The sequence below is a fragment of the Methyloversatilis sp. RAC08 genome (assembly GCF_001713355.1).
GTDB lineage: Bacteria > Pseudomonadota > Gammaproteobacteria > Burkholderiales > Rhodocyclaceae > Methyloversatilis.
On sequence record NZ_CP016448.1, the window covers coordinates 1,911,186 to 1,933,635 of the forward strand.

Below are 22,450 nucleotides of genomic sequence, written 5' to 3' on the forward strand. Positions count from 1 at the left end.
GCGATCGAGCAGCGATGGTCGATGATCAGCGTGCGTATCGCGGCGGGGCCGCCGCTCCCACAGGACCGCTCCCACAGGACCGCGCCCGTATGGGCTCTTCAGGCCGGCAGTTCCCAGCTCGCGCCGATGGCCGAGATGCCGGCGCGGGCGACGATGGCGTCTTCACTGGACTTCACGCCCGATACGCCGACCCCGCCGACGCATTCGCCGTCCACGATGATCATTTCGCCACCTTCCAGCGGCAGCACCGGCATGCGCAACGCGGCCAGACGGCCGCTGTTGACCACGTCCTCGATCGCCTTGCTCGGCTTGCGCGCCAGAGCGCAGGTGCGGGCCTTCTCCGGTGCGATCTGGGTGCTCATCGGCGGCGCGCCGTCAAGGCGCTGCAGCCACATCAGGTTGCCACCGTCGTCGACGATGGCGATGGTGACGGGCCAGTTGCGTTTCAGGGCTTCGGCTTCTGCCGCGGCCGCAATCTGCCGCGCGTCGTCGAGCGTCAGGGTGAGGCGGGTTCTCATGGTCGTACTCCGTCAATGTCAAGAGAGGGCGTTGAACCCCGACGCCGGTGCTGCTCCGCTGCGTTGCGGAGAAGGCCGGTCAGGGGTTTTCGTGCGACGCTTGGCCGTGACGGGTGGTCCGGCGGGTGCGCGGGCCGGCGGGCGGATTGCTCACCGGCACTGTGCGTCTGGCTGACTTCTGTGGTGCATGTTCCGCGCGGCGAGCTAACTGGTGGGCTGCCGCGGGGCCGGCAATCTACCGGCGTCACGGTGAGCATCCTACACTGTCGGCCTGCCCGCGCGAGACGGGTTCCGCACACAAAACCGACAAGGAGCACGCATGGCCAGCAATCTGGGGATCGACCTCTACTCACCGAAGGAGATTGCCGAGAAGGTCGAAAACATCGGCATCGTCAAAGCCAACCTTCCGGTGCGCACGATGTTCATGCTCGGGGTGCTGGCCGGCGCCTTCATCGGCTTCGGTGCGCTGTACTTCACGCTGGTGGCCAGCGATGCCTCGCTCGGCTTCGCGCTGACCCGCGTGCTGGGCGGGCTGGCATTCTCGCTCGGCCTCATCCTGGTGGCCGTGGCCGGCGCCGAGTTGTTCACCGGCAACAATTTCCTGGTCATGGCCTGGGCCGAGGGGCGCATTCCGTTCAGCCTGCTGGCGCGCAACTGGGCCATCGTCTATGTGGCGAATGCAGTCGGCGCACTGGGCATGGTGGCGCTGGTGTTCCTGTCCCATCACGGGGACATGAACGGCGGCGCAGTGGCCGAAACCTATGTGAAGGTGGCGGCGGCGAAGACGGCGACGCCCTTCCTGGTCGTGTTCGTGAAGGGCATCCTGTGCAACGCCCTGGTCTGTCTCGCGGTGTGGCTGGCAACCGCCGGGCGCAGCGTGACCGACAAGGTGCTGGCCATCGTGTTTCCGGTGTCGGCCTTCGTCGCCGCCGGCTTCGAACACTGCATCGCCAACATGTACTTCATTCCGATGGGCATGCTGCTGCACGCCAACGGTGTGCTGCCGGCCGGCGTCGATCTGTCCGGCCTCACCGCGGCCGGGCTGGCCGGCAATCTGGTCGCGGCGACGCTGGGCAACATCGTCGGCGGCAGCATTCTGGTCGCCGGGGTGTATTACCTGACGTTCCGCCAGCGCGCCTGACGGCGGCGATCCCGCGGCCCGGGCTATCGGCCCGGTCCTGCGGCTCGGTTCCGGACTTCAGTCCTGATGCTCGGTGCGCCGGCCGACCGGCAGCCCGAGCTGCTTGAGCTTGCGGTACAGGTGGGTGCGCTCCAGCCCGGATCGCTCGGCCAGCCGCGTCATGTTGCCACCTTCGCGTTCCATGTGGTGTTCGAAATACAGCCGCTCGAACGCCTCGCGCGCGTCGCGCAGCGGCTGGTTCAGACCGGGTAGCGCCGCGTTGCCGGCGGGGCGCAGCAGCGCCCGCAGCGCACTCGCGTCCACATCGTCATCGAGGGTGGCCAGCGCGGCCGAGCGCAGCGCCGACACAAGTTCTCCGTAGCCGCCCGGCCACGGATGCTGACGCAGCAGCGGGCGGGCCGACTCGGCCAGTGCGCGCAGCGGAATTTCGCCCGCGTCCGCCATGTGCTTGAGCACGTCGTCGGCCAGATCGCCGATCTCGTCACGCAGTTCGGCCAGCGTCGGCAGCGGCAGCACGACGTCGAACAGCCGCGACAGCACGGCTTCGTCCCAGCCGGCGGCCTGCAGCTCTGCCGGCGCCTGGGCGCAGCTGGCAATCAGCTTCGCGTCGAGCCGCTCCAGCCGGTCGACCGCGAAGGCGAGGTTTTTCTGCTGCATGCGCGACAGCGCGCCGATGTCGCCGGCGTGGATGACGCCGCCGCGTGCCGCATCGAGCTGTTCCTGCGTGATGGCGCCCGGAATGCCGGCCAGTTCGATCCAGCGCCGTCCCGGCACCGCCAGCGTGCGCGCAGCCAGTTCGGCAAAACTCGACGGACCGCAGCGCAGCATGATGATGCGCGAGCGGCTGGCCATCTGTTCCAGACGACGGCGCAGGTCGCGCAGCGGACCACCACGCGTGATGCCGGCCAGCGAAGGTGCCGCCGGGCGCTGTTCGGCCGGTGCACTGCGGATCAGCGCGCGCTTCACGCTGGACAGCAGCTTGGCCAGCGCGATCGGCTTCTCGAGGAAGTCGAGCGCGCCGATGCGTGTCGCCTCGACCGCCGAATCGATGGTGCCGTGACCGGACATCATGATGACCGGCATCGTCAGTTGCCCGCCCGAAGCCCACTCCTTCAGCAGCGTGATGCCGTCGGTGTCGGGCATCCAGATGTCCAGCAGCACCAGATCGGGTCGCGCGGCAAGTCGCGCACTGCGCGCCGCCGCCGCGTTTTCCGCCAGCGTCACGTCGTGCCCTTCGTCCCGCAGGATTTCGGACAGCAACTCCCGAATGCCCATCTCGTCGTCGACCACCAGTATGCGAGCCATGTTTTCCTGACTTTCAGGCTGCCAGCGGCAGCGCTATGCGGATTTCAGCGCCTTGCGGCGCGATGTTTTCGATTTCGATACGACCATCGTGCTCGTCCACGATCTTCTTCACGATGGCCAGCCCCAGGCCTGTGCCACGTGCTTTCGACGTGACATAGGGTTCGAACGCGCGCGCCAGCACCTGGGCCGGAAAGCCGTGCCCGTTGTCGCGCACCGACAGTTCGACGCGATTGCCGCGGCGGCGCGTGTGCACGCTGATCTGCGGCGTGCCTGCTTCGGCCGAGGCGTCCTGCGCATTCTGCAGCAGGTTGTGGATGACCTGGCGCAGCTGGCCGGCGTCGCCGCTGATGTGCGGCAGATCGGTCGCCAGATGCCGTTCGATGCGGGGGGTCGAGGTTTCGTACAGGCCGAGCACTTCGTCCACCAGCCGGTTCAGGTCGAGCGGCGTCAGTACCGGCTGCGGCAGCCGCGCGTAGTCGCGGAAGGAATTGACCATGTTCTTCATCGCCTCGACCTGATCGACAATGGTCGATGTGGCGCGCGCCAGCAGGCGCTGGCCGTCCTCGTCAAGCTTGTCCGACAGCTTGAACTGCAGCCGTTCGGCCGACAGCTGGATCGGCGTCAGCGGATTCTTGATCTCGTGCGCCAGCCGGCGCGCCACTTCGCCCCATGCGGCGCTGCGCTGCGCGGCGATCAGCTGCGTGATGTTGTCGAACACGACGACGAAGCCGCCGCCGCCGGCCTGCGGCAATTGCGAACCGCGCAGCAGCAAAGTCTTGCCCGGGCCGAACGGATCGGCGATGTCGATCTGTCGGCTCCACGACTCCTGCCCCTCGTCGATGGCCGCCAGGATGGTGTCGCGCAATTCCGGGTGGCGCGGCCATTGCGCCAGCGCAATGTCTTCCCAGCCTTCTAGCCGGTCATCCAGGATGGCCAGCGCGCCCTGGTTGGCGGCACGCAACCGGGTGGACGGACTGAATGCCAGCACACCGGTCGACAGGTTGCCGAGCACGCCTTCGAGGTAGGTGCGTGCCGCCTCGGTTTCGCTGCGGCTGCGTTCGGCCTGCGCACGCGCATCGTTGAGCTGTTCTGTCATGCGGCGGAAGGACTGGGTCAATGTGCCCAGTTCGTCGCGCGTGGCGAGCGCCGGAATCGGGCTGAAATCGCCCTGCATCACGGCATCGGTCCCGCGCGCCAGAATGGACAGCGGCGCCGACATGCGCCGGCTGATCACGAAAGCCACGGCCAGTGCCGACAACAGCGCGAGCAGCAGCGCCAGCGTCAGCGTCAGCGCGAAGATGCGCTTGAGTCCGGCGCGCGCCAGCGACAGTTCCTGATAGTCGCGATAGGCACTCTGCACCGCCTCCGCGTTCAATGCCAGCGAAGCCGGCAGCGGCTGCAGCAGCTGCAGCACCGGCGCGTCGGATGCCAGTGTCGCGCCGCCGATGAACACCAGCGCACGCACGGTGAGGCCGTCGTTGCTGTCGGTGTCCACCGTGGTCAAGCCCATGCCCTGGCGCGCCTGACGCAGCTGCGACGGCGATGGCAGAGCAGGTACCAGCCGGGTGGCCGCCGCGCTGGTCGTCACCACCTGTCCCTGCGGGGAAAACAGCGTTGCACTGGCCACACCGGCCTGTTCGCGCAGCACGTCGAGCCGTGCGCTGCGCTTGAGCGGTGGTGTATCGGACAGGTCGCGCGCCATCGTGCGGGCCTTGTCGAGCAGGTCGGCTGACAGGTAGTCGAGCGTGTTGCGCCCGAGGATGAGACCGCCTTCGAGTGCCTGTTCGATGCGCACGTTGAACCACGAATCGACGGAACGCGACACGAAATTCACCGACAGCACGTAGATCAGCGCGCCCGGCGCCACCGCCAGTGCGGCAAATGCCGCGAACAGACGCAGTTTCAGGCGCGAGCCGAACACGGCGGCGCGGTGCTCGCGCAGCAGGTGCGCCACCAGCCACGTCACCAGACCGAGCAGGCCGAGCGCCACAGTAACGTTCAGGCCGAGCAGCAGCGGGTAGCTGCGCGCGAACAGCGCGGTGTTTTCGCTGGCCAGCGACAGCAGCAGCAGCAGCACGCCACTGAGCGCGGCGCTGGCGAAAATGAAGTTCCTCATCGCGGCACCGCCTGCTGCGCGGTGAAGCCCCAGCGCTGCCATTCGGACTCCAGCGTCCAGTCGCGATTGCTCATCGCGCTGAGCTGGAACGGTTTGGGCAGCTGGGTCACATCGAGCCGCAGACGCAACGCCGCGACATAGCTGCCGCCGGCCTTCAGACGCCCCGAGTCGATGATCGGCCAGCTGCGCAGCCGGCCGATCAGCTTGAGCGCTTCGTCCAGCGTGTCGAAGCCCTGGTGCAGCGCGCCGGTGGATACCCGGTACTGCTGGGTCAGTGCGTGATAGCTCAGGCGGTAGGTCAGCGCGCGCTCGACCACGTCTTCATCGAGCCAGTACCAGCGTGGCCGGCTGATTTCGAACTCGAGCACGAAGTACAGTGCCACGCCGCGCGTGACGGCTTCGGCCAGCCGAGGCGACAGCGTGACGCCGATGTCGGTGGACAGCTGGTAGCCCTCGTCGCTGTGATCGAGCCGGACATCGCGCATTTCCACGCCAGCAGCAGCATGGCCGGGCGCCATCAGGCAGATCGTCAGCAGGCAGGTCACGATGCAGCGCCAGACCCCCGGCCAGGTCGGGGGTCGTTCAGACACCGCGGGTTTTCTGCAGCAGGGCGTAGAAGAACCCGTCATGCTCGGCGTCCGGCAGCAGTTGCAGATCGAAAGCGCCGCATGGGCTCAGGCGTTGGCAGTCGGCGTGGCGGGTCACGAAGGCTGCCACCTGCTTGTGGTTTTCCGCGCGGAAGACCGAACAGGTGGCGTACAGCAATTTACCACCGGGCGCCAGCACGCGCCAAAGGCTGTCCAGCATGGCGCGCTGCTGCTTGGCGAAACGGGCGATATCGTCCGGCCGGCGCAGCCACTTCGCGTCCGGGTGCCGCCGCACGACACCGGACGCGCTGCACGGCACGTCAGCCAGGATGCGGTCGAAGGGGCGGCCGTCCCACCAGGTATCGACCGCCGCGGCGTCGCCGATCTGCACCCGGCCGGTCAGCCCGAGCCGCGCGAAGTTTTCGCTGATGCGCTGTGCGCGCGGCGCGCTGTGGTCGAGCGCCAGCAGTTCGATGTCGGCGCATTCGAGCAGATGCGACGCCTTGCCGCCGGGTGCTGCGCAGGCATCAAGCACGCGCTGCCCGGCGCGCACGTCGAGCAGGCCGGCGGCGCGCTGGGCACCGAGGTCCTGCACCGACATCAGGCCATCGGCAAACCCCGGCAGCCGGGCGACCGGGCACGGCTTGTCGAGCAGCAGACCGGCGTCGCCGTGTCGGGTTGTCGCGATGTCCTCGGCCGCGAGGCGGGCCTGTACTTCATCGACGGTGGCGCGCCGGCGATTGACGCGCAGCGCCATCGGCGGATGGGTATTGCCCTGCTGCGCGATGTCCTGCCAGTGATTCGGGTGGTCACGGCGCAGCCGGTCAAGCCACCAGCGCGGGTGTTGCAGGCGCGCTGCGTCGTCACCCGCGACCGCGGCAGCCAACTCGTCGCCACGCCGCTGCGCGCTGCGCAGCACCGCATTCATCAGCCCGCCGAAGCGGTCACCACCGAGCGTGCGCGCAGCGTCGACCGCCTGGCTGACCGTGGTGTGTGCGCTGTCGGGTCGCGCGTCGAGGCGGCACAGCGCAACCAGCAGCAGCGCACGCCGATCGAGCTCGCGCAGCGGCTTGGGCACCAGCACGGCGAGCCGGGCCTCGATCGCGGCATGCGCGCGCAGGCACTGGTAGGCAAGATCGCGCACGGCGGCGGTATTGGATGACAGGGCGTCAGGCGTGCGACTGAACGCGTCGTCCAGCGCATCACCCTTGAGCACGGCAGCCACGGCGTGGGCTGCTCCGAGCAGGGCTGCAGCCAGTGAATCGGCGGCGACCGGCTGACCGGCAGAAGATGCGGAATTCAATGCATGGGTACCGGCAAGAGGCGAGTCAGACCCGCTCCGGAGCGGGTTCTGATCGGGGATAAGCGGACGATCAACCCGTCCAGGCGTGCTGGCGCAGCGCTTCGATCGACGCATAGCGCAACGCAGCCTCGTGCGTGGCGACCAGGATCACCTTCGGCGCCTGACCGGCGTCAAAGGCTTCGCGCCAGCGTGCTGCGCACAGGCACCAGCGGTCGCCGGCCCGCAGGCCGGGGAAGTCGTACTCCGGGCGCGGCGTCGACAGATCGTTGCCGCGCGCGCGGGAAAACAGCAGGAAGTCGTCGGTCAGCACCGCACACACAGTGTGCGAGCCGAAGTCGTTGTCGTCGGTGTTGCAGCAGCCATCGCGGAAAAATCCGGTCAGCGGCTTGAACGAACAGGGCTCGAGCGGCCCGCCAAGCACGTTGCGGGCATTGCCGTCGGGCCGCCAGTCGCGGTCCATGTCAGCGGACCAGCGCGCGCAGGCGCGCCACGCGTTCCACTGTTGCCGGATGCGTGCTGAACAGGCCGCGCAGGCCGCCGCCCGAAAGGGGATTCATGATCATCATCTGGCCGGTCTCCGGGTGCGCTTCGGCGGTTGCCATGGGGATACCCCGCGCGTAAGCGTCTATTTTAGTGAGGGCGTCGGCCAATGCATGCGGATCATTCGATATTTCCGCACCACCCCGATCGGCTCCGAATTCGCGCGTGCGCGATATCGCCATCTGGATCAGCATGGCAGCAATCGGCGCCAGCAGGGCAACAATGATGCCGACCACCGGATTGGCAGGGCGCCCTTCCGCATCGCGGCTGCCGCCAAACAGCATGCCGAACTGCGCCAGCGCGGAGATGGCGCCGGACACCGTGGCCGAAATGGTCGAGATCAGGATGTCGCGGTTCTTCACATGTGCCAGCTCATGCGCCATCACGCCACGCAACTCGCGCGCGGACAGCATGCGGACGATGCCGGTGGTCGCCGCCACGGCCGCGTTCTCCGGGTTGCGACCGGTCGCGAAGGCATTCGGCTGCGCCTCGTCGATGAGGTAGACGCGCGGCATCGGCAGTTCGGCCCGCTGCGCCAGTTCGGCCACCATGTTGTAAAGATAGGGCGACGACGCGGCGTCGACTTCGCGCGCCTTGTACATGCGCAGCACCATCTTGTCGGAAAACCAGTAGGCCCACACATTCATCGCGCCGCCGAACAGCAGCGCCAGCAGCATGCCCTGCTGCCCGCCGATGGCTGCGCCGACGACGCCGAACAGCGCGACGATGCCGGCCATCAGGATCGAGGTTTTCAGCCAGTTGCCAAACATTGTGCTTACCCGTCAGTGAAATCGGACGCCATATAGATTGCGCACTCAGCTGAAAATTCAAGCCGGAAACCTCAGTTGACCGGCGTTGCAGGCAGGGGCGGCAGAGTGTCTGACAAGGCGCGACGACGCGGCAGGATGGCTCCCTGCAAGGACGCGCAACGCAGCCGGACCCCGGCCGACGATCAGCCCGGCAGCTGTACCTGCTGGCCTGCTGCAAGCGTGTGGCCACGCAGGAATTCGGCCACTGGCAGCCGGCGCCCGCCGGCCTTCTGCAGTTCGGTGACACACAGCGAGCCGTCGCCGCAGCCGATCACCACGCCGTGATCATCGACCCGGCTGATCAGGCCGGGTGCGCCCGGCTCGGCCAGCACGTCGGCCCGCCACAGCTTGATCGGCGTTCCCTCCACCGTCATCAGCCCGCCGGGGAAAGGATCGAAGGCGCGCAACCGGCGACCCAGTTCGAGCGCGGGACGACGAAAGTCGAGGGCCGCTTCGGCCTTGCTGATCTTGGCCGCGTAGCACGCGCCATGGTCCGGTTGCGCGCGCGGCGTGACGCGGCCTGCCAGCAGGTCGGGCAGGGTATCGATCAGCAGCCGCGCGCCGGCTTCAGCCAGCCGGTCGTGCAGCGAGGCGGCAGTGTCGATGTCCGTGATGGCGACCATGCGCTCTGCCAGCATCGGGCCGGTGTCCAGACCGATGTCCATCTGCATCAGCGTGATGCCGGTCCGGGCGTCACCCGCTTCGATGGCGCGCTGTATCGGCGCGGCGCCACGCCAGCGCGGCAGCAGCGACGCATGGATGTTGATGCAGCCGAGGCGCGGAATGTCGAGCACGGCGCGCGGCAGCAGCAGGCCGTAGGCGACGACCACCAGCAGGTCGGGCGCGGCCTGCGCCAGCGGCGCACGCAGTTCCGGCGTTTTCAGCGTATCCGGCTGAGCCACCATCAGGCCATGCGCCAGGGCACGCGCCTTCACCGGGCTGGGCGCGAGCTTCATGCCGCGGCCGGCCGGCCGGTCAGGCTGGGTCAGCACGAGCGGGATGTCGCAGTCGAAACCGATCAGCGCGTCGAGTGCACGAGCGGCGAATTCAGGTGTGCCGGCGAACGCGATGCGCGGCCGGGCCGTGGGGGTACGTGAGGGCATCAGGCGCTTTCGCGGGCCTGCTTCGCGATGCGGTTCTTGATGCGGCTCTGCTTGAGCTGCGACAGGTGATCGACGAACACCTTGCCCTGAAGGTGATCCATTTCGTGCTGGATGCATACGGCGAGCAGGCCGTGTGCATCGATTTCGTGCTCGGCGCCGTCGAGCGACAGCGTGCTGACGCGGATGTGCTCCGAGCGCGTCACCTTTTCATAGATGCCGGGCACCGACAGACACCCCTCCTCGTACACCTGCTCGCCGTCACGCGCGACGATGCGCGGGTTGATCAGCGTGATCAGCCCGCTCCTGTCCTCGCTGATATCGATCACGATGACCTGCTTGTGCACATCGACCTGGGTCGCAGCCAGTCCGATCCCGGGTGCGGCATACATCGTTTCCGCCATGTCGGCGGCCAGTCTGCGGGTGCTTTCATCGACCTGCTGCACCGGCGACGCCTTCTTGCGCAGACGGGGATCGGGAAATTTCAGTATCGGAAGTAGTGCCATAAAAGTCGTGCTGATTTAATGGATTAGCAGTGAATTTTCATGCAGACTGTCATTAGTTGAAGCAGCTTGCTACACTGATGCATGCCGATGGCCTGAGCCTTGCCTGCCGTCATGCAACGCGTGCCGCAATCCATGATGCAACCCATGATTTTCGGCGGCGGAACCAGAACGTGCGCAGCTCAAGTCGCCGCGCACGCTGCCGTAGCAAACGCTTGAACCAATATCGAGAGGCAAACCCCCGGCCGGGTTCCGGCGGTGCAACACGAAACGCGGCGACCATCCGTCCGTAACCGTTGTGCTACCGGCGTCCGCCAGTGCGAGGCCACAACATGCGCAAGATTATATGCTCCCTGCTGGTCGCCCTTTCAAGCGCGACCGCCTTCGCCCAGTCAGACGCTGCGCCCGCCATTGCCGGCAACGCGCCTGACCGCCATGTCGTCAAGCCGGGCGACACGCTGTGGGGCATTGCCGGCCTGTTCCTGAAGGAGCCGTGGCGCTGGCCCGAAGTCTGGCGGATGAATCGCGAACAGATCCGCAACCCGCACCTGATCTACCCCGGGCAGATCGTCTATCTGGAAGATTTCAACGGCTCGCCTCGCCTGCGCGTCGGTCAGCCGGTCAAGCTGTCGCCCAAGACCTACGAAGAAGCGGTGCCCGAGCCGATCGCCTCGATTCCGCACAAGGCCATCGAACCCTTCCTGACCAGGCCGATTGCGGTGGAAGCCGGTTTCAACGAAACGGCGCCGCGCATCGTCGGCACGCAGGAAGGCCGCGTGTACCTCAGCGCGGGCGATGTGGCCTATGTGACCGGCGTGACCGACAGCGCGTCGCTGTGGCATGTCTATCGGCCGGCTGCGCCGATCCGCGATCCGGAAACCAAGGCCGTGCTGGGCTTCGAGGCCGAATACCTCGGCGATGCCCGGCTGACGCGCGAAGGCGACCCGGCGACATTCGAGGTCGAGAAGGCGCAGTTCGAAATGGGCAAGGGCGACCGGCTGATTCCGGCGCCCCCGGCTGTACTGGTCGCCTATGTACCGCGAGCCCCCGAGAAGGAGATCGAAGGCAGCGTGGCGCGCATCGTCGGCGGCGTGGCATCGGCCGGACGCCACAACGTCGTGCTGCTGAACCGCGGCGCGAACGATGGTGTCGAGGTCGGCCACGTGTTCGCCGCCTTCGTCGCCGGCAAGAAGATCACCGAGCGTCTCGACCAGCAGATCAACACCTTCCAGATGCCGGATGAGCGCTCGGGCGTCGTGTTCGTGTTCCGGGTATTCGACACCATTTCCTATGCGCTGGTGATGGATGCCAAGCGCCCGATCACCGTCGGCGACCGCTTCCGCAAGCCCTGAACGCCGACGGCTCGATCGCGCGGTCGCCGGTGGAGCGCGTATCCGATGCGTCGCTCGCAGCCTGGCTGCGGCTCACGCTGACACGCGGACTCGGGCTGGAAGCACAGCGCCGTCTGCTGTCTGCATTCGGTCCGCCGGAGCGGGTGTTCGCGGCGTCCGGCCCGGCGATCGCCGCGGCGGTCGGCGACAGGGCGGCCCGCCTGCTGGCCGCCTTCGATGACGATGCGGCGATCGCACGTACGCTCGACTGGGCGCACCAGCAGGGCAATCACCTCGTGACGCTTGCCGACGCCGCGTATCCGCAAGCACTGCTCGAAATAGCCGACCCACCGACGCTGCTGTATGTGAAAGGCCGCGTCGAGTTGCTGAACCGGCGTGCGCTGGCCATCGTCGGTGCGCGCAACGCCACCGCACAGGGCGCGCAGACGGCCGAACAATTTGCGCGCGAATTGTCGCGCGGCGGCCTGACCATCGTCAGCGGCCTCGCGCTAGGCTGCGACGCTGCAGCCCACAACGGCGCGCTCGACGGTCCGGGTTCGACCATTGCGGTGATCGGCACCGGTGCCGACCGCATCTACCCGCCGCGCAATCAGGAACTCGCGCGCCGCGTGGCGGCACAGGGTGCCGTGCTCAGCGAGTTTCCGCTCGGCACGCCGGCGCTGCGGGAGAACTTTCCGCGCCGCAACCGCATCATTTCCGGCCTTTCTCGTGGTGTGCTGGTGGTCGAGGCGGCAGCACGCAGCGGCACGCTCATCACCGCCCGTCTTGCCGGCGACCAGGGACGCGAGGTGTTCGCGATTCCGGGGTCCATCCACTCGCCGCTGTCCAAGGGCTGCCACCAGTTGATCCGCCAGGGGGCCAAACTGGTGGATGACGCGCGCGACATCCTGTCCGAGTTGCAGCCGGAGGTGGCTCCTGCCGGCGCTGCCGCCGCAGCACCGTTGGCTGACGACATCTCGGGGCTGCTCGATGCAATGGGCTTCGATCCGATCGGAATCGACCTGCTCGCGCAACATACCGGCTTGACGGCAGACACCCTCTCCGCCATGCTGCTTTCGCTGGAACTCGAAAGGCGGGTTGCGTTGCTGCCCGACGGGCGATTCCAGCGAATCAGGTGATACGGTTCGGGTCCGCCCGAGCCGGGTGACAAACCGCCGGTGGGCTTTGCCGCCAACCGGCACGCGCGGAGCCGAATCATGATCGACGTTCTGGTCTATCTTTTCGAAACTTACGCGCATCTGGACAGCTATCCCGAGCCCAACCAGCTCGCACGCAAGCTCACGGCTGCCGGTTTCGAGCAGGACGAAATCGAGGAAGCCATGGGTTGGCTGTCCGGTCTTGAAAGCGCCGGTGGCGCAGACAAGCCGAAGATTGCCGAAGAAAGCCGCTCCATCCGGCTGTACTCGGCAGCGGAGCAATCGCGGCTCGACACGGAATGCCGCGGCTTCCTCTCATTCCTCGAAGATGCCGGTGCGATCAACGCCCTGACCCGTGAAATCGTGGTCGAGCGTGCGCTGGCGCTGGAGGATGACGAGGTGTCGCTGAGCCAGCTCAAGGTGATCGTGCTGATGGTGCTGTGGAACCAGCAGGCAACCACCGACACCCTGGTCCTCGAGGAGCTGCTGTCCGACGAAGACGAGCCGCGCGCCCCGCATTGATCCGGCGCGCGACGCGACGGGCTTGGCGAGCTCCCGCGTATTCGCTTGCCTGTTCGGAATTTTTGTCCCTATCATGCGCCGCTTTCACGCCGCTTGATCCGGCGCGCACCCGGTGCGCCGCAGTCGGCGATCGGGTCATCGGGCAGGCATGGGCAAAAAACTGATCATCGCGGAAAAACCGTCGGTCGCGCAGGACATCGCGCGCTCCGTCGGCGGATTCACGCGCGAAGGTGACTACTTCGAAAGCGACGACTACGTGTTGTCGTCCGCTGTCGGCCATCTGCTGGAACTGGCCGTGCCCGAGGAATACGAGGTCAAACGCGGCAAGTGGTCGTTTGCCCATCTTCCTGTCATCCCGCCCCGGTTCACGCTCAATCCGATCGACAAGACCGCGGAGCGACTGCGCCTGCTGACCCGGCTGATCAAGCGCAAGGACGTCGACAGCCTCGTGAATGCCTGTGACGCGGGCCGCGAGGGCGAACTGATCTTCAATTACATCGTCGAGCACAGCAAATCGACCAAGCCGATCGAGCGCCTGTGGCTGCAGTCGATGACCACGACGGCGATCCGCGACGGCTTCGTGAAGCTGCGCAGTGCGCAGGAAGTCGAAGGTCTGCGTCAGGCCGCGATGTCGCGCGCCGAGAGCGACTGGCTGATCGGCATCAACGGCACACGCGCGATGACCGCCTTCAACTCGAAGACCGGCGGCTTCCATCTGACGACGGTCGGCCGGGTGCAGACACCGACATTGGCCATCGTCGTGCGACGCGAGGAAGAAATCCGTCGCTTCAAGTCGCGCGACTACTGGGAAATCGAAGGTCGTTTCGGCGCCGTGGCCGGTGAGTACGCCGGCCGCTGGATCGACGAGAAATTCAAGCGGCCGGAAGGCGACGAGCACGCCCGCGCCGAACGCGTTTGGGACGAGGCGAAGGCGCGTGCCATCCAGGCCAAGTGCGCCGGCAAGACCGGTACGGTCGAGGAAGAGGCCAAGCCATCGACGCAGTTGTCGCCGCTGCTGTATGACCTCACGTCGCTGCAGCGCGAGGCCAACGGGCGCTTCGGCTTTTCTGCCCGCGTCACGCTGCAGATCGCGCAGGCGCTGTATGAAAAGCACAAGGTGCTGACCTATCCGCGTACCGATGCACGCGCGCTGCCGGAAGACTATCTGCAGACGGTCAATGACGTGCTCGCGCGCCTGCCGCAGACCTATGCACCGCATGCCAACGAAATCGTGAAGCAGGGCTGGGTCAAGCCGAACAAGCGCATCTTCAACAACGCCAAGATTTCCGATCACTTCGCCATCATTCCGACCGGCACCGAGCCGAAGTCGCTGTCCGAAGCCGAAGCGAAGATCTACGACCTGGTGACGCGCCGCTTTCTCGCGGTGTTCTTTCCGGCCGCCGAATACCAGATCACGACCCGGATCACCCGCGTCGAGGGCGAAGCCTTCAAGACCGAAGGCAAGGTGCTGGTGAATGCCGGCTGGCTGGCCGTGTATGGCAAGGAAGCGGCACTGGTCGATGACGAGGCGAAGGCCAAGGGCGAAACCGTTGCGGCCAGTCTGGTACCGGTCAGGCCGGGCGAGACGGTCAAGGTCGAGGACATGCTGGTAAAGGCGCAGCAGACGCGCCCGCCGGCGCGCTACTCGGAAGCGACGCTGCTGTCCGCGATGGAAGGCGCCGGCAAGACCATCGACGACGAGGAACTGCGCGCGGCGATGGCCGGGCGCGGTCTGGGCACGCCGGCGACGCGAGCGCAGATCATCGAAAACCTGATTCTCGAAAGCTACATGCTGCGCGAAGGCCGCGAGCTGATTCCGACCGCCAAGGGTTTCCAGCTGATGATCGCGCTGCGCGGCCTGAAGATCGACGAACTCAGTTCGCCCGAACTGACCGGCGAGTGGGAATACAAGCTGTCGCAGATCGAGCGCGGCGAGCTGTCGCGCGAAGCCTTCATGGGCGAAATCGCAGACATGACGCAGCGCATCGTGCATCAGGCGAAGAGCTACGAAAGCGACACCATTCCGGGCGATTTCGCGACGCTGGAAGAAAAGTGCCCGCGCTGCGGCGGTGTCGTGAAGGAAAACTACAAGAAGTTCCAGTGCCAGAGCTGTGACTTCGCGCTGTGGAAGATCGTCGCCAGCCGCCAGTTCGAAACGCACGAAATCGACACCCTGCTGCGCGATCACAAGGTCGGACCGCTGACCGGCTTCCGCAACAAGATGGGCCGGCCGTTCAATGCGCTGATCAAGCTCAATGACAAGATGGAACCGGAGTTCGACTTCGGCCAGCCGCGCGATGACGAAAACGCCGAGCCGGTCGATTTCTCGTCGCAGACGCCGCTCGGCGCGTGCCCGAAGTGCGCGGCAAAAGTGTACGAACAGCCGATGTCCTACATCTGCGAAAAGGCGGTCGGTCCGGAAAAGTCCTGCGACTTCCGCTCGGGCAAGATCATCCTGCAGCAGCCGATCGAACCGGAGCAGATGCAGAAGCTGCTGGAGGCCGGCCGCACCGATCTGCTGAAGGGATTCGTGTCGTCGCGCACCAAACGCAAGTTCTCCGCCTTCCTGGTGCGCCAGCCGGACGGCAAGGTGGGCTTTGAATTCGAGCCGCGTGCGGTCAAGCCGAAAGCCGGGGCCAAGGAGGCCAAGGCGGCAACGCCAGGCGCCGACGTGGCGGAAGGCGAATCGCCTGCCGCAGCGCCAGTGAAGAAGGCGGTCGCAAAGAAGGCTGCCCCGACCAAGGCTGCAGCGAAGAAGACCACGCCGAAGAAGGCTGCCCCGAAAAAAGCCACTGCAAAGAAATCCGCCTGACGCGGGCGAACGGACGGCGGGTGCGACGCTTCTCCGAGGTGGCGCGCGCGACGCGTTTGATCGCGTCATGCGGCATGGTCCCGATCGGGATCGCCGGCCGAGCCCGCAGCGGATCGATGGATGCCAAAAAAATGCCCGACTCGAGGCCTGAGTCGGGCAAAACGGGAAGGGGTGAAGCGTGGAGCTACATCTTCTTCTGCACGTCGCGCGCGGTGTCCTGCACCGCCTCGCCGCCGGACTCGATGTCCTTGCCGGCGCCGGCAATCGTGTTGCAGCCTGCCAGTGCAAGACCGGCACTCAGAATAAGTATCGTCATCAGCTTGTTCATGCTCGTCTCCGTTGGGGAAGTGGGTATTGCGTTCAGAAAACCTGCCTGTGACACTCAGATCGTGCTGCGAAGCTGCGACACAGCCGGCACGATTTCACCGTCTTCGCCCGCATCAGCCGGGTCATCCTCTGTATCGGTCGTCAACATCAGGCCGTCGTCCACCGCCTGCAAGCGGTAGGCGGGTACCGCCAGACGCAGGCCGGCGTTGCCGGAGCGCGACACGCGCACCATCGCATAGCGTGCGCTGCGTTCACCGTGGCGCCCGGATATGGTCTGCTCGACCACGCCGAGCGTGACCCCATCCGCATCGAACACCTCGCGGCCATCAAGCCGCGACATCGCAGATACGCTGTCGGGTGTGGCTGCTGCGCCGCGTCCCATCTGGAAGGCGGTCAGCAGCCCCGCACTCAATAGAGCGCCGAACAGCGCCGACATCAGCAATCGAATCGTCATGATGCGTTTCTCCGTCTGCATGACACGACTGCAGTATGTGCAGCGGCCATGCCGTCGCCTGTCGTCCGCATGGAGGGTTGGCTGTAGGACGATTCCCGCATCGACTCACGTGCGCGTGGCCCGTCTCGGGTACGCTCGCGCTCTGATCCCTGTCCTGGAGAACATATGATGGCTATGCTGGTACTCGGTCTGGCGCTGCTGCTCGGCGTGCACTCGACGCGGCTTATTGCCCCCGGCCTGCGCGATGCGGGTGTCGCGCGCCTCGGTCTGCTGCCGTGGAAAGTCCTTTATGCGGCGCTGTCCCTGATCGGGCTGGCGCTTATCGTGCAGGGCTATGGCGACGCGCGCATGGCGCCGACGCTGCTGTGGGCGCCGCCGGTATGGACGCGTCACCTGGCCGCGCTGCTCACGCTGCCGGCCTTCGTGCTGATGGCCTGTGCCTATGTGCCGGGCACGCGCATCCGCGCAAAGCTTGGCCATCCGATGGTGGCCGGCGTGAAGATCTGGGCGTTCGCCCACCTTGTCGCCAACGGCACGCTGGCCGACCTGCTGCTGTTCGGCAGCTTTCTGGTGTGGTCGGTCGTCATGTTCGCCACGTTGCGCCGGCGCGACCGCGCGGCAGGTGTGCAGCGCCCGGGCAGCGCACCGCGCGATGCGATCGCCATCGTCGTCGGTGTCGCAGGCTGGGCGGTGTTCGCCGGTTGGCTGCACCTCGCGCTGATCGGCGTGAAGCCCTTCGGCTGAACGTACGCCTGTGATCACCCTGCACATCGAGCGGCTGCGCCCGGGCGACGATCTGCGGCGCAGCCTGGAAGCCATCGCGCGCCGGCAGGACATCGGCGCCGCCTTCGTGCTGTCGGCGGTGGGCAGCCTTGCACCCGCCATGTTGCGTCTGGCCGGTCGCGACACGGCCACCATCATCGACGGCGACAGCGAGCTGCTGACGCTGTCCGGCACCGTGAGCCGGCACGGCGTTCATCTGCACATGATGGTGGCCGACGCCGACGGGCGCGTCACCGGTGGTCACCTGCTGGCGGGCAGCATCGTGCGCACCACGATGGAACTGGTGCTCGGCATCGCCACCGGCTGGGACATCCGGCGCGAGATCGACCCGGCAACCGGTTTCGAGGAAATGGTGGCCGAGAACCTGCACGAACTGCTCGGCGCCCGTGGCCCCGATTGAGCACACTGCCTGCAAATGAGGCGTCGTGCCCACATCCTTGCTGGCGGCGGCGCTGCCCTCGCCATACAGCTTTCGCCCACAGCCTTGTCCACAGAAACTGTGGATGGACTGAGTGACCCGGATGCACGAGCGACCACCTCAATTGTCCGCACCCTGCCTCAATAATGAGCAACCCTATTGACACCGTTGCAGCGTGCGGCGCTCCGGCCGGTGTTACCGCGTGATGAAGCATCTTGTCCACAGATACTGTGGATAACCGGCATGCCGCGCACGGCGATCGGCACACGCCGTGTAAGCTCGCACCGATCTGACGACAGGACGCAACACGTGGCAAAGGTGGTACCCGATGGCTGGCGCGAAATGGATGGCGGCAACGACGCCGGCGATGCCATCCGTCCGGGTGCCGCAGCAGAGCGCGAACGCGCCACGCTGGCGCTGCTCGAGCGTGCGCTGCCGGCGGCCTACACCGTCTATCACGGCGTGCACTGGACACGTCTGGATCAGGGCTATTCGATCTACGGCGACATTGACTTCGTCATCGTCAATGCCGCCGGCAACCTGCTCGCCATCGAACAGCGCAGCGGCTATCTCGAAGAAGGTCCGCACGGCCTGCTGACCCGCCACCGCGGACGCGACCGCAATGTCGCGGTCGGCATCGCACGCTCACGCCATGCGCTGCACACCCGTCTGGCATCGCGTCTGGGCGGCGCCGATGTGGCCGTACCCACCCTCGAATACCTGCTGTACTGCCCCGACCACTTCGTGCGCCAGGCGCATACCGCCGGCATCGAGCCGGAACGCATTGTCGATGCGGCGCTGCGCGACACACTGGCAGCGCGCATCCAGTCGATTCTTCCTCCGGGCGAGCACGGCGCGCGCGCCGCCGAAGTGCATCGTTTCCTGCGCGACGAAATCAAGCTCGAAGCCGACGTCAGCGCGCGCATGGGCATGGCGCGCGAGCGCGTGACCCGGGTTGCCGGCGGCCTGTCGCAGTGGGCGCGCGCGCTCGACTTCACGCCCTACCGGCTGCGCGTCGTCGGTACGGCCGGCTCGGGCAAGACGCAGCTCGCGCTCGCCGAGTACCGCGCGGCAGTCGAAGCCGGCCGGCGTCCGCTGTATGTCTGCTTCAACCGGCCGCTGGCCGATCACCTGGCGCGCATCGCGCCCGAGGGCGGGCTGGCGTGCACCTTCCACCACCTGTGCGAACGCGTGCTGGCCGAACACGGCGAGCGGCCCGACTACGCACGCCCCGACGCGTTCGACGCGCTGATCGCGCGCGCCGGCGAACTCGACGTGCCGGATGCCCTGCGTTTCGACACCGTCATCGTCGACGAGGGCCAGGACTTTTCCGCCGACTGGGCGACCCGGCTCTGGCGCCATGCCGCAGACGAGGCGCGTCTGATCTGGCTGGAAGACCCGATGCAGAACCTGTACGGCCGCACGCCGATCGATCTTCCCGGCTGGGTGACGCTGCGTGCGCGCAGCAATTTCCGCAGCCCGCGCCCGGTCGTGCACATGCTGCAGACGCTGCTGCAGGACGTGCTGCCCGAAGCCGCACAGATCGAGGCGGCATCGCCGTTCGATGCCGACGACGTCGAGAGACTGGTGTATGACGCCGAGCATCCGCTGACCCAGCGCGTCAAGGAGGCGATCCGCCTGTGCTTTGCCGCCGGCTTTCGCACCGAGGACGTCGCCATCGTCAGCTGGCGTGGCCGCGAACAGTCGGAACTGCTGCGTCACGACCGGCTCGGCGCCAACGCGCTGCGCAGCTTCACCGGCCAGTACGACCTGCTCGGCCAGCCCGAGTACTCCGAGGGTGATGTGCTGATCGAATCGGTCTACCGGTTCAAGGGTCAGTCGGCGCCGGCGGTCATCCTGGCCGAAGTCGACTTCGATGCGCTCGACGAGCGCACGCTGCGCAAGCTTTTCGTCGGCGCCACGCGCGCCATGATGAAGCTGGTGCTGGTGGTCAGCGAACGAGCCGGACGCACGCTCGACGAACGCCTCGGGCGGAGCTAGCGGCACATGTCCATCCGTGCTGACGCCATGCCGCCCCCTGCGTCCGTGCACACCCGCGCGCCGCGTCGCCGCACGCTGGCGTTGCCGCTGCTCGCCGTCGGCCTGCTGCTGTCGATCGCGCTGTCGCTGTCGCTCGGCAGCATACCGGTGAGCCTGGCGCAACTGTGGCAGATCGCGACCGGTGGCGATGCCGGGGTGGCCGGCGACGTGGTGCTTGGCCTGCGGCTGCCACGCGTGCTGGCGGCCGCAGCCTGCGGCGGCCTGCTCGCGCTGGCCGGCGCACTGATGCAGGTGCTGCTGCGCAATCCGCTGGCCGACCCCTACGTGCTCGGCATTTCCGGCGGCGCCTCGGTCGGCGCGCTGCTCGCCATGACAGCCGGCCTGGCGGGCGCGCTGTTCGAACTGTCCGCCTTTGCCGGCGCGCTGGCGGCGATGGCGCTGGTGTTCGGCCTGGCCCACGGCGAGGGCGGGCGCACGCCGACCCGGCTCCTGCTGACCGGGGTCATCGTGTCGGCCGGCTGCGGTGCGGCGGTGTCCTTCATGCTGACGGTGGCGAACGAGCAGTCGCTGCGCGGCATGCTGTTCTGGCTGATGGGCGACGCCGGCGTGGCCGCGCCGCCCGCGGCTGCGCTGTGGACGCTGGCTGCCGGCGTGCTGGTGTGCGTGCCGCTGGCGCGCGACCTGAACCTGCTGGCACGCGGCGACCTCACCGCGCAAACGCTCGGCGTACCGGTGCTGCGCCTGCGCCTGGCGATCTACCTGATCGCGTCGGCGCTGACCGCGGTCGCGGTGACCACGGTCGGCGCGGTCGGCTTTATCGGTCTGGTCGTGCCGCACCTGATGCGGCTGGCGCTCGGCAACGACCAGCGACTGCTGCTGCCGGCCAGTGCGCTGGCCGGCGCGCTGCTGCTGCTGCTGGCCGATACTGCGGCGCGCACCCTCATTGCGCCGGCGCAACTGCCGGTCGGCGTGCTGACGGCGCTGCTCGGCGTGCCGGTATTCCTGTTCCTGCTGCATCGCCGCCGATGAGCGCCACCTCGCCCCTGCTCGTCGCGCGCGGTGTCACCGTCGGCATCGACGGCCGCACCCTGTGCGCCGCGCTCGATCTCGACATCCGGTCCGGTGAAATGCTCGCCGTCATCGGCCGCAACGGCATCGGCAAGTCCACCGTGCTGAGCACGCTGGCCGGGCTGCGCGCACCGCTCGCCGGCAGCCTGACGCTGGATGATCTGCCGCTCGCCTCGATGGCGCCGCGCGAGCTGGCGTGCCGGCGCGCGCTGCTGGCGCAGTCGCACGAAGACGCCTTCGCTTCGACCGTGCTGGACACCGTGCTGGTCGGTCGCCATCCTCACATCGGCCGCTGGTCGGACGACAGCCCGCACGACATGCAGGTCGCGCTCGACGCGATGGCCCGCGTATCGCTCACCGGCTTCGAGGCGCGCGATGTGCGCACGCTGTCCGGCGGCGAACGACAGCGTGTGGCCATCGCCGCGCTGCTGGCGCAGGACGCACCGCTGTGCCTGCTCGACGAGCCGGTCACCCATCTCGACCTCGATTACCAGATGGACACGCTGGCGCTGTTCGCCGGCATGGCGCATGACGAGGGTCGCGCCGTGGTGGCCGTGCTGCATGATCTCAATCAGGTGCTGCGTTTCTGCGACCGCGTGCTGCTGCTGACCGGCGGCGGCGAGTGGATCTGCGGCGCCGTCGACGCGGTGCTGCAGCCGGACACGCTGTCGCGCGCGTTCTGCCATCCGCTGCGTGAGCTGCGCGACGGCGAGCGTCGCTATTTCGTGCCGGCATGATGCGCCTGGCCTGGCTGCTGCTCGGACTGATGCTTGCCGCCGCCCCGGCGCGCGCCGGTGTCAGCGTGACCGACGACACCGGACGCCGCGTCGTGCTGCCGGCAGCCGCACAGCGCATCGTCAGTCTGGCGCCACATGTGACCGAACTGCTGTACGCCGCCGGCGCCGGCGGAAAGCTGGTCGGCGCTGTCGAATACAGCGACTATCCGCCGGCCGCGCAGGCGTTGCCGCGGGTCGGCAGTTCCAGTGCCGTCGACATCGAGGCGGTCGCAGCGCTGAAGCCCGATCTGGTCATCGCCTGGCAGAGCGGCACCCGGGTCGCGCAATACGGTCAGCTCGACCGGCTGGGCATTCCGGTCTTCGTCAGCGAACCGCGCTCGCTGGATGACATTCCGCGCACGCTCGAACTGCTCGGCCGGCTGGCCGGTACAACGAAGGACGCGGAGGCCGCGGCGCTCGACTTCCGCACGCGACGCGACAGGCTGGCGGCGCGCTATGCGTCCCGCCCACCGGTCGGCGTGTTCTACCAGATCTGGGACCGGCCACCGATGACGGTCAACGGCCAGCACCTGATCAGCGCCGTGATGGCGCTGTGCGGCGGGCGCAATGTGTTCGCCGATCTGGCCATACTCGCGCCGACGGTGACCGAAGAGGCGGTGCTCGCCGCAGCACCCGAGGTCATCGTCGCCAGCGGCACGGCCGATGCGCGGCCCGCGTGGCTGGACGCCTGGCGGCGCTGGCGCAGCCTGCCGGCCGTCGCCCGGGACAACCTCTACTTCATTCCGCCGGAACAGCTGCAGCGCAATACACCACGCGTTCTCGACGGCGCGGCGCAACTTTGCGAACAGCTGGAGCAGGCGCGCGCGAAGCGACGCTGAAACCGGGAAGCGGTCGCGCAACGCGACGGCCACACCCGGA

General features: G+C 67.3%; 22 protein-coding genes. 11 read left to right on the forward strand and 11 right to left on the reverse strand.

All coding sequences use genetic code 11. The annotated features are described in order from the left end of the window. Window positions 1–98: 98 nt before the first annotated feature. Window positions 99–518, reverse strand: coding sequence for a GlcG/HbpS family heme-binding protein (locus BSY238_RS08925; protein WP_069038818.1), 420 nt, complete (start codon window positions 516–518; stop codon window positions 99–101). Window positions 519–837: 319 nt separating this feature from the next. Here BSY238_RS08925 and BSY238_RS08930 point away from each other — a divergent pair, with 319 nt between their 5' ends. Then, the gene (locus tag BSY238_RS08930; RefSeq protein ID WP_069038819.1) at window positions 838–1,659 is read left to right on the forward strand and encodes a formate/nitrite transporter family protein; all 822 of its coding nucleotides are present in this window, start codon (window positions 838–840) and stop codon (window positions 1,657–1,659) included. 57 nt (window positions 1,660–1,716) lie between these two features. Here BSY238_RS08930 and BSY238_RS18980 read toward each other — a convergent pair whose 3' ends face one another. The 8 genes from BSY238_RS18980 to def all read right to left on the reverse strand — a co-directional run bounded on the left by BSY238_RS18980 (window position 1,717) and on the right by def (window position 9,925). Beyond that, window positions 1,717–2,964, reverse strand: coding sequence for a sigma-54-dependent transcriptional regulator (locus BSY238_RS18980; RefSeq protein WP_069038820.1), 1,248 nt, complete (start codon window positions 2,962–2,964; stop codon window positions 1,717–1,719). Window positions 2,965–2,977: 13 nt separating this feature from the next. After that, a complete protein-coding gene (locus BSY238_RS08940) occupies window positions 2,978–5,080 on the reverse strand; it encodes a sensor histidine kinase (protein WP_069038821.1) in 2,103 nt (700 codons plus the stop codon). After that, a complete protein-coding gene (locus BSY238_RS08945; protein ID WP_223300330.1) occupies window positions 5,077–5,670 on the reverse strand; it encodes a DUF4390 domain-containing protein in 594 nt (197 codons plus the stop codon). Before BSY238_RS08945 ends, BSY238_RS08940 begins: the two co-directional genes overlap by 4 nt. Then, window positions 5,663–6,883 carry a 16S rRNA (cytosine(967)-C(5))-methyltransferase RsmB gene (gene rsmB / locus BSY238_RS08950; protein WP_236952624.1) on the reverse strand — a complete coding sequence of 407 codons (1,221 nt, stop codon included), beginning with the start codon at window positions 6,881–6,883 and terminating at the stop codon, window positions 5,663–5,665. The genes BSY238_RS08945 and rsmB overlap by 8 nt, the downstream gene beginning before the upstream one ends. A gap of 157 nt (window positions 6,884–7,040) precedes the next feature. After that, entirely contained in the window at window positions 7,041–7,430 is a 390-nt protein-coding gene (locus tag BSY238_RS08955; protein WP_069038823.1) for a DUF2237 family protein, read from the reverse strand. 1 nt (window position 7,431) lies between these two features. After that, window positions 7,432–8,280 carry a zinc metalloprotease HtpX gene (gene htpX / locus BSY238_RS08960; RefSeq protein WP_069038824.1) on the reverse strand — a complete coding sequence of 283 codons (849 nt, stop codon included), beginning with the start codon at window positions 8,278–8,280 and terminating at the stop codon, window positions 7,432–7,434. Window positions 8,281–8,462: 182 nt separating this feature from the next. Next, a complete protein-coding gene (gene fmt, locus BSY238_RS08965) occupies window positions 8,463–9,422 on the reverse strand; it encodes a methionyl-tRNA formyltransferase (RefSeq protein WP_069038825.1) in 960 nt (319 codons plus the stop codon). Then, window positions 9,422–9,925, reverse strand: a complete 504-nt coding sequence (gene def, locus BSY238_RS08970) for a peptide deformylase (protein WP_069038826.1) — start codon at window positions 9,923–9,925, stop codon at window positions 9,422–9,424. Before def ends, fmt begins: the two co-directional genes overlap by 1 nt. A gap of 329 nt (window positions 9,926–10,254) precedes the next feature. Here def and BSY238_RS08975 point away from each other — a divergent pair, with 329 nt between their 5' ends. The 4 genes from BSY238_RS08975 (at window position 10,255) to BSY238_RS08990 (ending at window position 15,744) form a co-directional block, all read left to right on the forward strand. Next, a complete protein-coding gene (locus BSY238_RS08975) occupies window positions 10,255–11,274 on the forward strand; it encodes a LysM peptidoglycan-binding domain-containing protein (RefSeq protein ID WP_069040580.1) in 1,020 nt (339 codons plus the stop codon). 29 nt (window positions 11,275–11,303) lie between these two features. Then, complete coding sequence (dprA, locus tag BSY238_RS08980) at window positions 11,304–12,392, forward strand: DNA-processing protein DprA (protein ID WP_150123911.1); 1,089 nt, start codon at window positions 11,304–11,306, stop codon at window positions 12,390–12,392. Between the two features lie 78 nt (window positions 12,393–12,470). Continuing rightward, entirely contained in the window at window positions 12,471–12,932 is a 462-nt protein-coding gene (locus BSY238_RS08985; RefSeq protein WP_069038828.1) for a DUF494 family protein, read from the forward strand. 148 nt (window positions 12,933–13,080) lie between these two features. After that, window positions 13,081–15,744, forward strand: coding sequence for a DNA topoisomerase III (locus BSY238_RS08990; protein ID WP_069038829.1), 2,664 nt, complete (start codon window positions 13,081–13,083; stop codon window positions 15,742–15,744). Window positions 15,745–15,928: 184 nt separating this feature from the next. Here the strand turns inward: BSY238_RS08990 and BSY238_RS08995 are convergent, their stop codons facing one another. Then, complete coding sequence (locus BSY238_RS08995; protein ID WP_069038830.1) at window positions 15,929–16,072, reverse strand: entericidin A/B family lipoprotein; 144 nt, start codon at window positions 16,070–16,072, stop codon at window positions 15,929–15,931. A gap of 54 nt (window positions 16,073–16,126) precedes the next feature. Then, the gene (locus tag BSY238_RS09000) at window positions 16,127–16,525 is read right to left on the reverse strand and encodes a hypothetical protein (RefSeq protein ID WP_069040581.1); all 399 of its coding nucleotides are present in this window, start codon (window positions 16,523–16,525) and stop codon (window positions 16,127–16,129) included. A 165-nt stretch (window positions 16,526–16,690) separates the two neighbouring features. On the opposite strand from BSY238_RS09000, the gene BSY238_RS09005 reads away from it, so the two are divergent. The 6 genes from BSY238_RS09005 (at window position 16,691) to BSY238_RS09030 (ending at window position 22,410) form a co-directional block, all read left to right on the forward strand. After that, on the forward strand, window positions 16,691–17,269 hold the full coding sequence (locus BSY238_RS09005) for an NnrU family protein (RefSeq protein ID WP_223300331.1): 579 nt from the start codon (window positions 16,691–16,693) through the stop codon (window positions 17,267–17,269). 10 nt (window positions 17,270–17,279) lie between these two features. After that, complete coding sequence (locus BSY238_RS09010) at window positions 17,280–17,708, forward strand: PPC domain-containing DNA-binding protein (protein ID WP_069038831.1); 429 nt, start codon at window positions 17,280–17,282, stop codon at window positions 17,706–17,708. Window positions 17,709–18,035: 327 nt separating this feature from the next. Beyond that, the gene (locus BSY238_RS09015; protein WP_069038832.1) at window positions 18,036–19,727 is read left to right on the forward strand and encodes an ATP-binding domain-containing protein; all 1,692 of its coding nucleotides are present in this window, start codon (window positions 18,036–18,038) and stop codon (window positions 19,725–19,727) included. Between the two features lie 6 nt (window positions 19,728–19,733). Further along, window positions 19,734–20,756, forward strand: coding sequence for a FecCD family ABC transporter permease (locus BSY238_RS09020; RefSeq protein WP_069038833.1), 1,023 nt, complete (start codon window positions 19,734–19,736; stop codon window positions 20,754–20,756). Further along, window positions 20,753–21,532 (forward strand): ABC transporter ATP-binding protein, encoded by a 780-nt coding sequence (locus BSY238_RS09025; RefSeq protein ID WP_069038834.1) that lies wholly within the window; start codon window positions 20,753–20,755, stop codon window positions 21,530–21,532. Before BSY238_RS09020 ends, BSY238_RS09025 begins: the two co-directional genes overlap by 4 nt. Then, on the forward strand, window positions 21,529–22,410 hold the full coding sequence (locus tag BSY238_RS09030) for a cobalamin-binding protein (RefSeq protein WP_223300332.1): 882 nt from the start codon (window positions 21,529–21,531) through the stop codon (window positions 22,408–22,410). The genes BSY238_RS09025 and BSY238_RS09030 overlap by 4 nt, the downstream gene beginning before the upstream one ends. Window positions 22,411–22,450 lie beyond the last annotated feature (40 nt).

Bases quoted from the DNA above. Each gene is read 5' to 3' on its own strand.
- def (WP_069038826.1), bottom strand. From the start codon at position 9,925: ATGGCACTACTTCCGATACTGAAATTTCCCGATCCCCGTCTGCGCAAG.
- BSY238_RS09025 (WP_069038834.1), top strand. From the start codon at position 20,753: ATGAGCGCCACCTCGCCCCTGCTCGTCGCGCGCGGTGTCACCGTCGGC.
- BSY238_RS09000 (WP_069040581.1), bottom strand. From the start codon at position 16,525: ATGACGATTCGATTGCTGATGTCGGCGCTGTTCGGCGCTCTATTGAGT.
- BSY238_RS08975 (WP_069040580.1), top strand. From the start codon at position 10,255: ATGCGCAAGATTATATGCTCCCTGCTGGTCGCCCTTTCAAGCGCGACC.
- fmt (WP_069038825.1), bottom strand. From the start codon at position 9,422: ATGCCCTCACGTACCCCCACGGCCCGGCCGCGCATCGCGTTCGCCGGC.
- BSY238_RS09030 (WP_223300332.1), top strand. From the start codon at position 21,529: ATGATGCGCCTGGCCTGGCTGCTGCTCGGACTGATGCTTGCCGCCGCC.
- BSY238_RS09005 (WP_223300331.1), top strand. From the start codon at position 16,691: ATGATGGCTATGCTGGTACTCGGTCTGGCGCTGCTGCTCGGCGTGCAC.
- BSY238_RS08985 (WP_069038828.1), top strand. From the start codon at position 12,471: ATGATCGACGTTCTGGTCTATCTTTTCGAAACTTACGCGCATCTGGAC.
- BSY238_RS18980 (WP_069038820.1), bottom strand. From the start codon at position 2,964: ATGGCTCGCATACTGGTGGTCGACGACGAGATGGGCATTCGGGAGTTG.
- htpX (WP_069038824.1), bottom strand. From the start codon at position 8,280: ATGTTTGGCAACTGGCTGAAAACCTCGATCCTGATGGCCGGCATCGTC.
- BSY238_RS08925 (WP_069038818.1), bottom strand. From the start codon at position 518: ATGAGAACCCGCCTCACCCTGACGCTCGACGACGCGCGGCAGATTGCG.
- BSY238_RS08940 (WP_069038821.1), bottom strand. From the start codon at position 5,080: ATGAGGAACTTCATTTTCGCCAGCGCCGCGCTCAGTGGCGTGCTGCTG.
- BSY238_RS08955 (WP_069038823.1), bottom strand. From the start codon at position 7,430: ATGGACCGCGACTGGCGGCCCGACGGCAATGCCCGCAACGTGCTTGGC.
- BSY238_RS09020 (WP_069038833.1), top strand. From the start codon at position 19,734: ATGTCCATCCGTGCTGACGCCATGCCGCCCCCTGCGTCCGTGCACACC.
- BSY238_RS08930 (WP_069038819.1), top strand. From the start codon at position 838: ATGGCCAGCAATCTGGGGATCGACCTCTACTCACCGAAGGAGATTGCC.
- BSY238_RS08990 (WP_069038829.1), top strand. From the start codon at position 13,081: ATGGGCAAAAAACTGATCATCGCGGAAAAACCGTCGGTCGCGCAGGAC.
- BSY238_RS08995 (WP_069038830.1), bottom strand. From the start codon at position 16,072: ATGAACAAGCTGATGACGATACTTATTCTGAGTGCCGGTCTTGCACTG.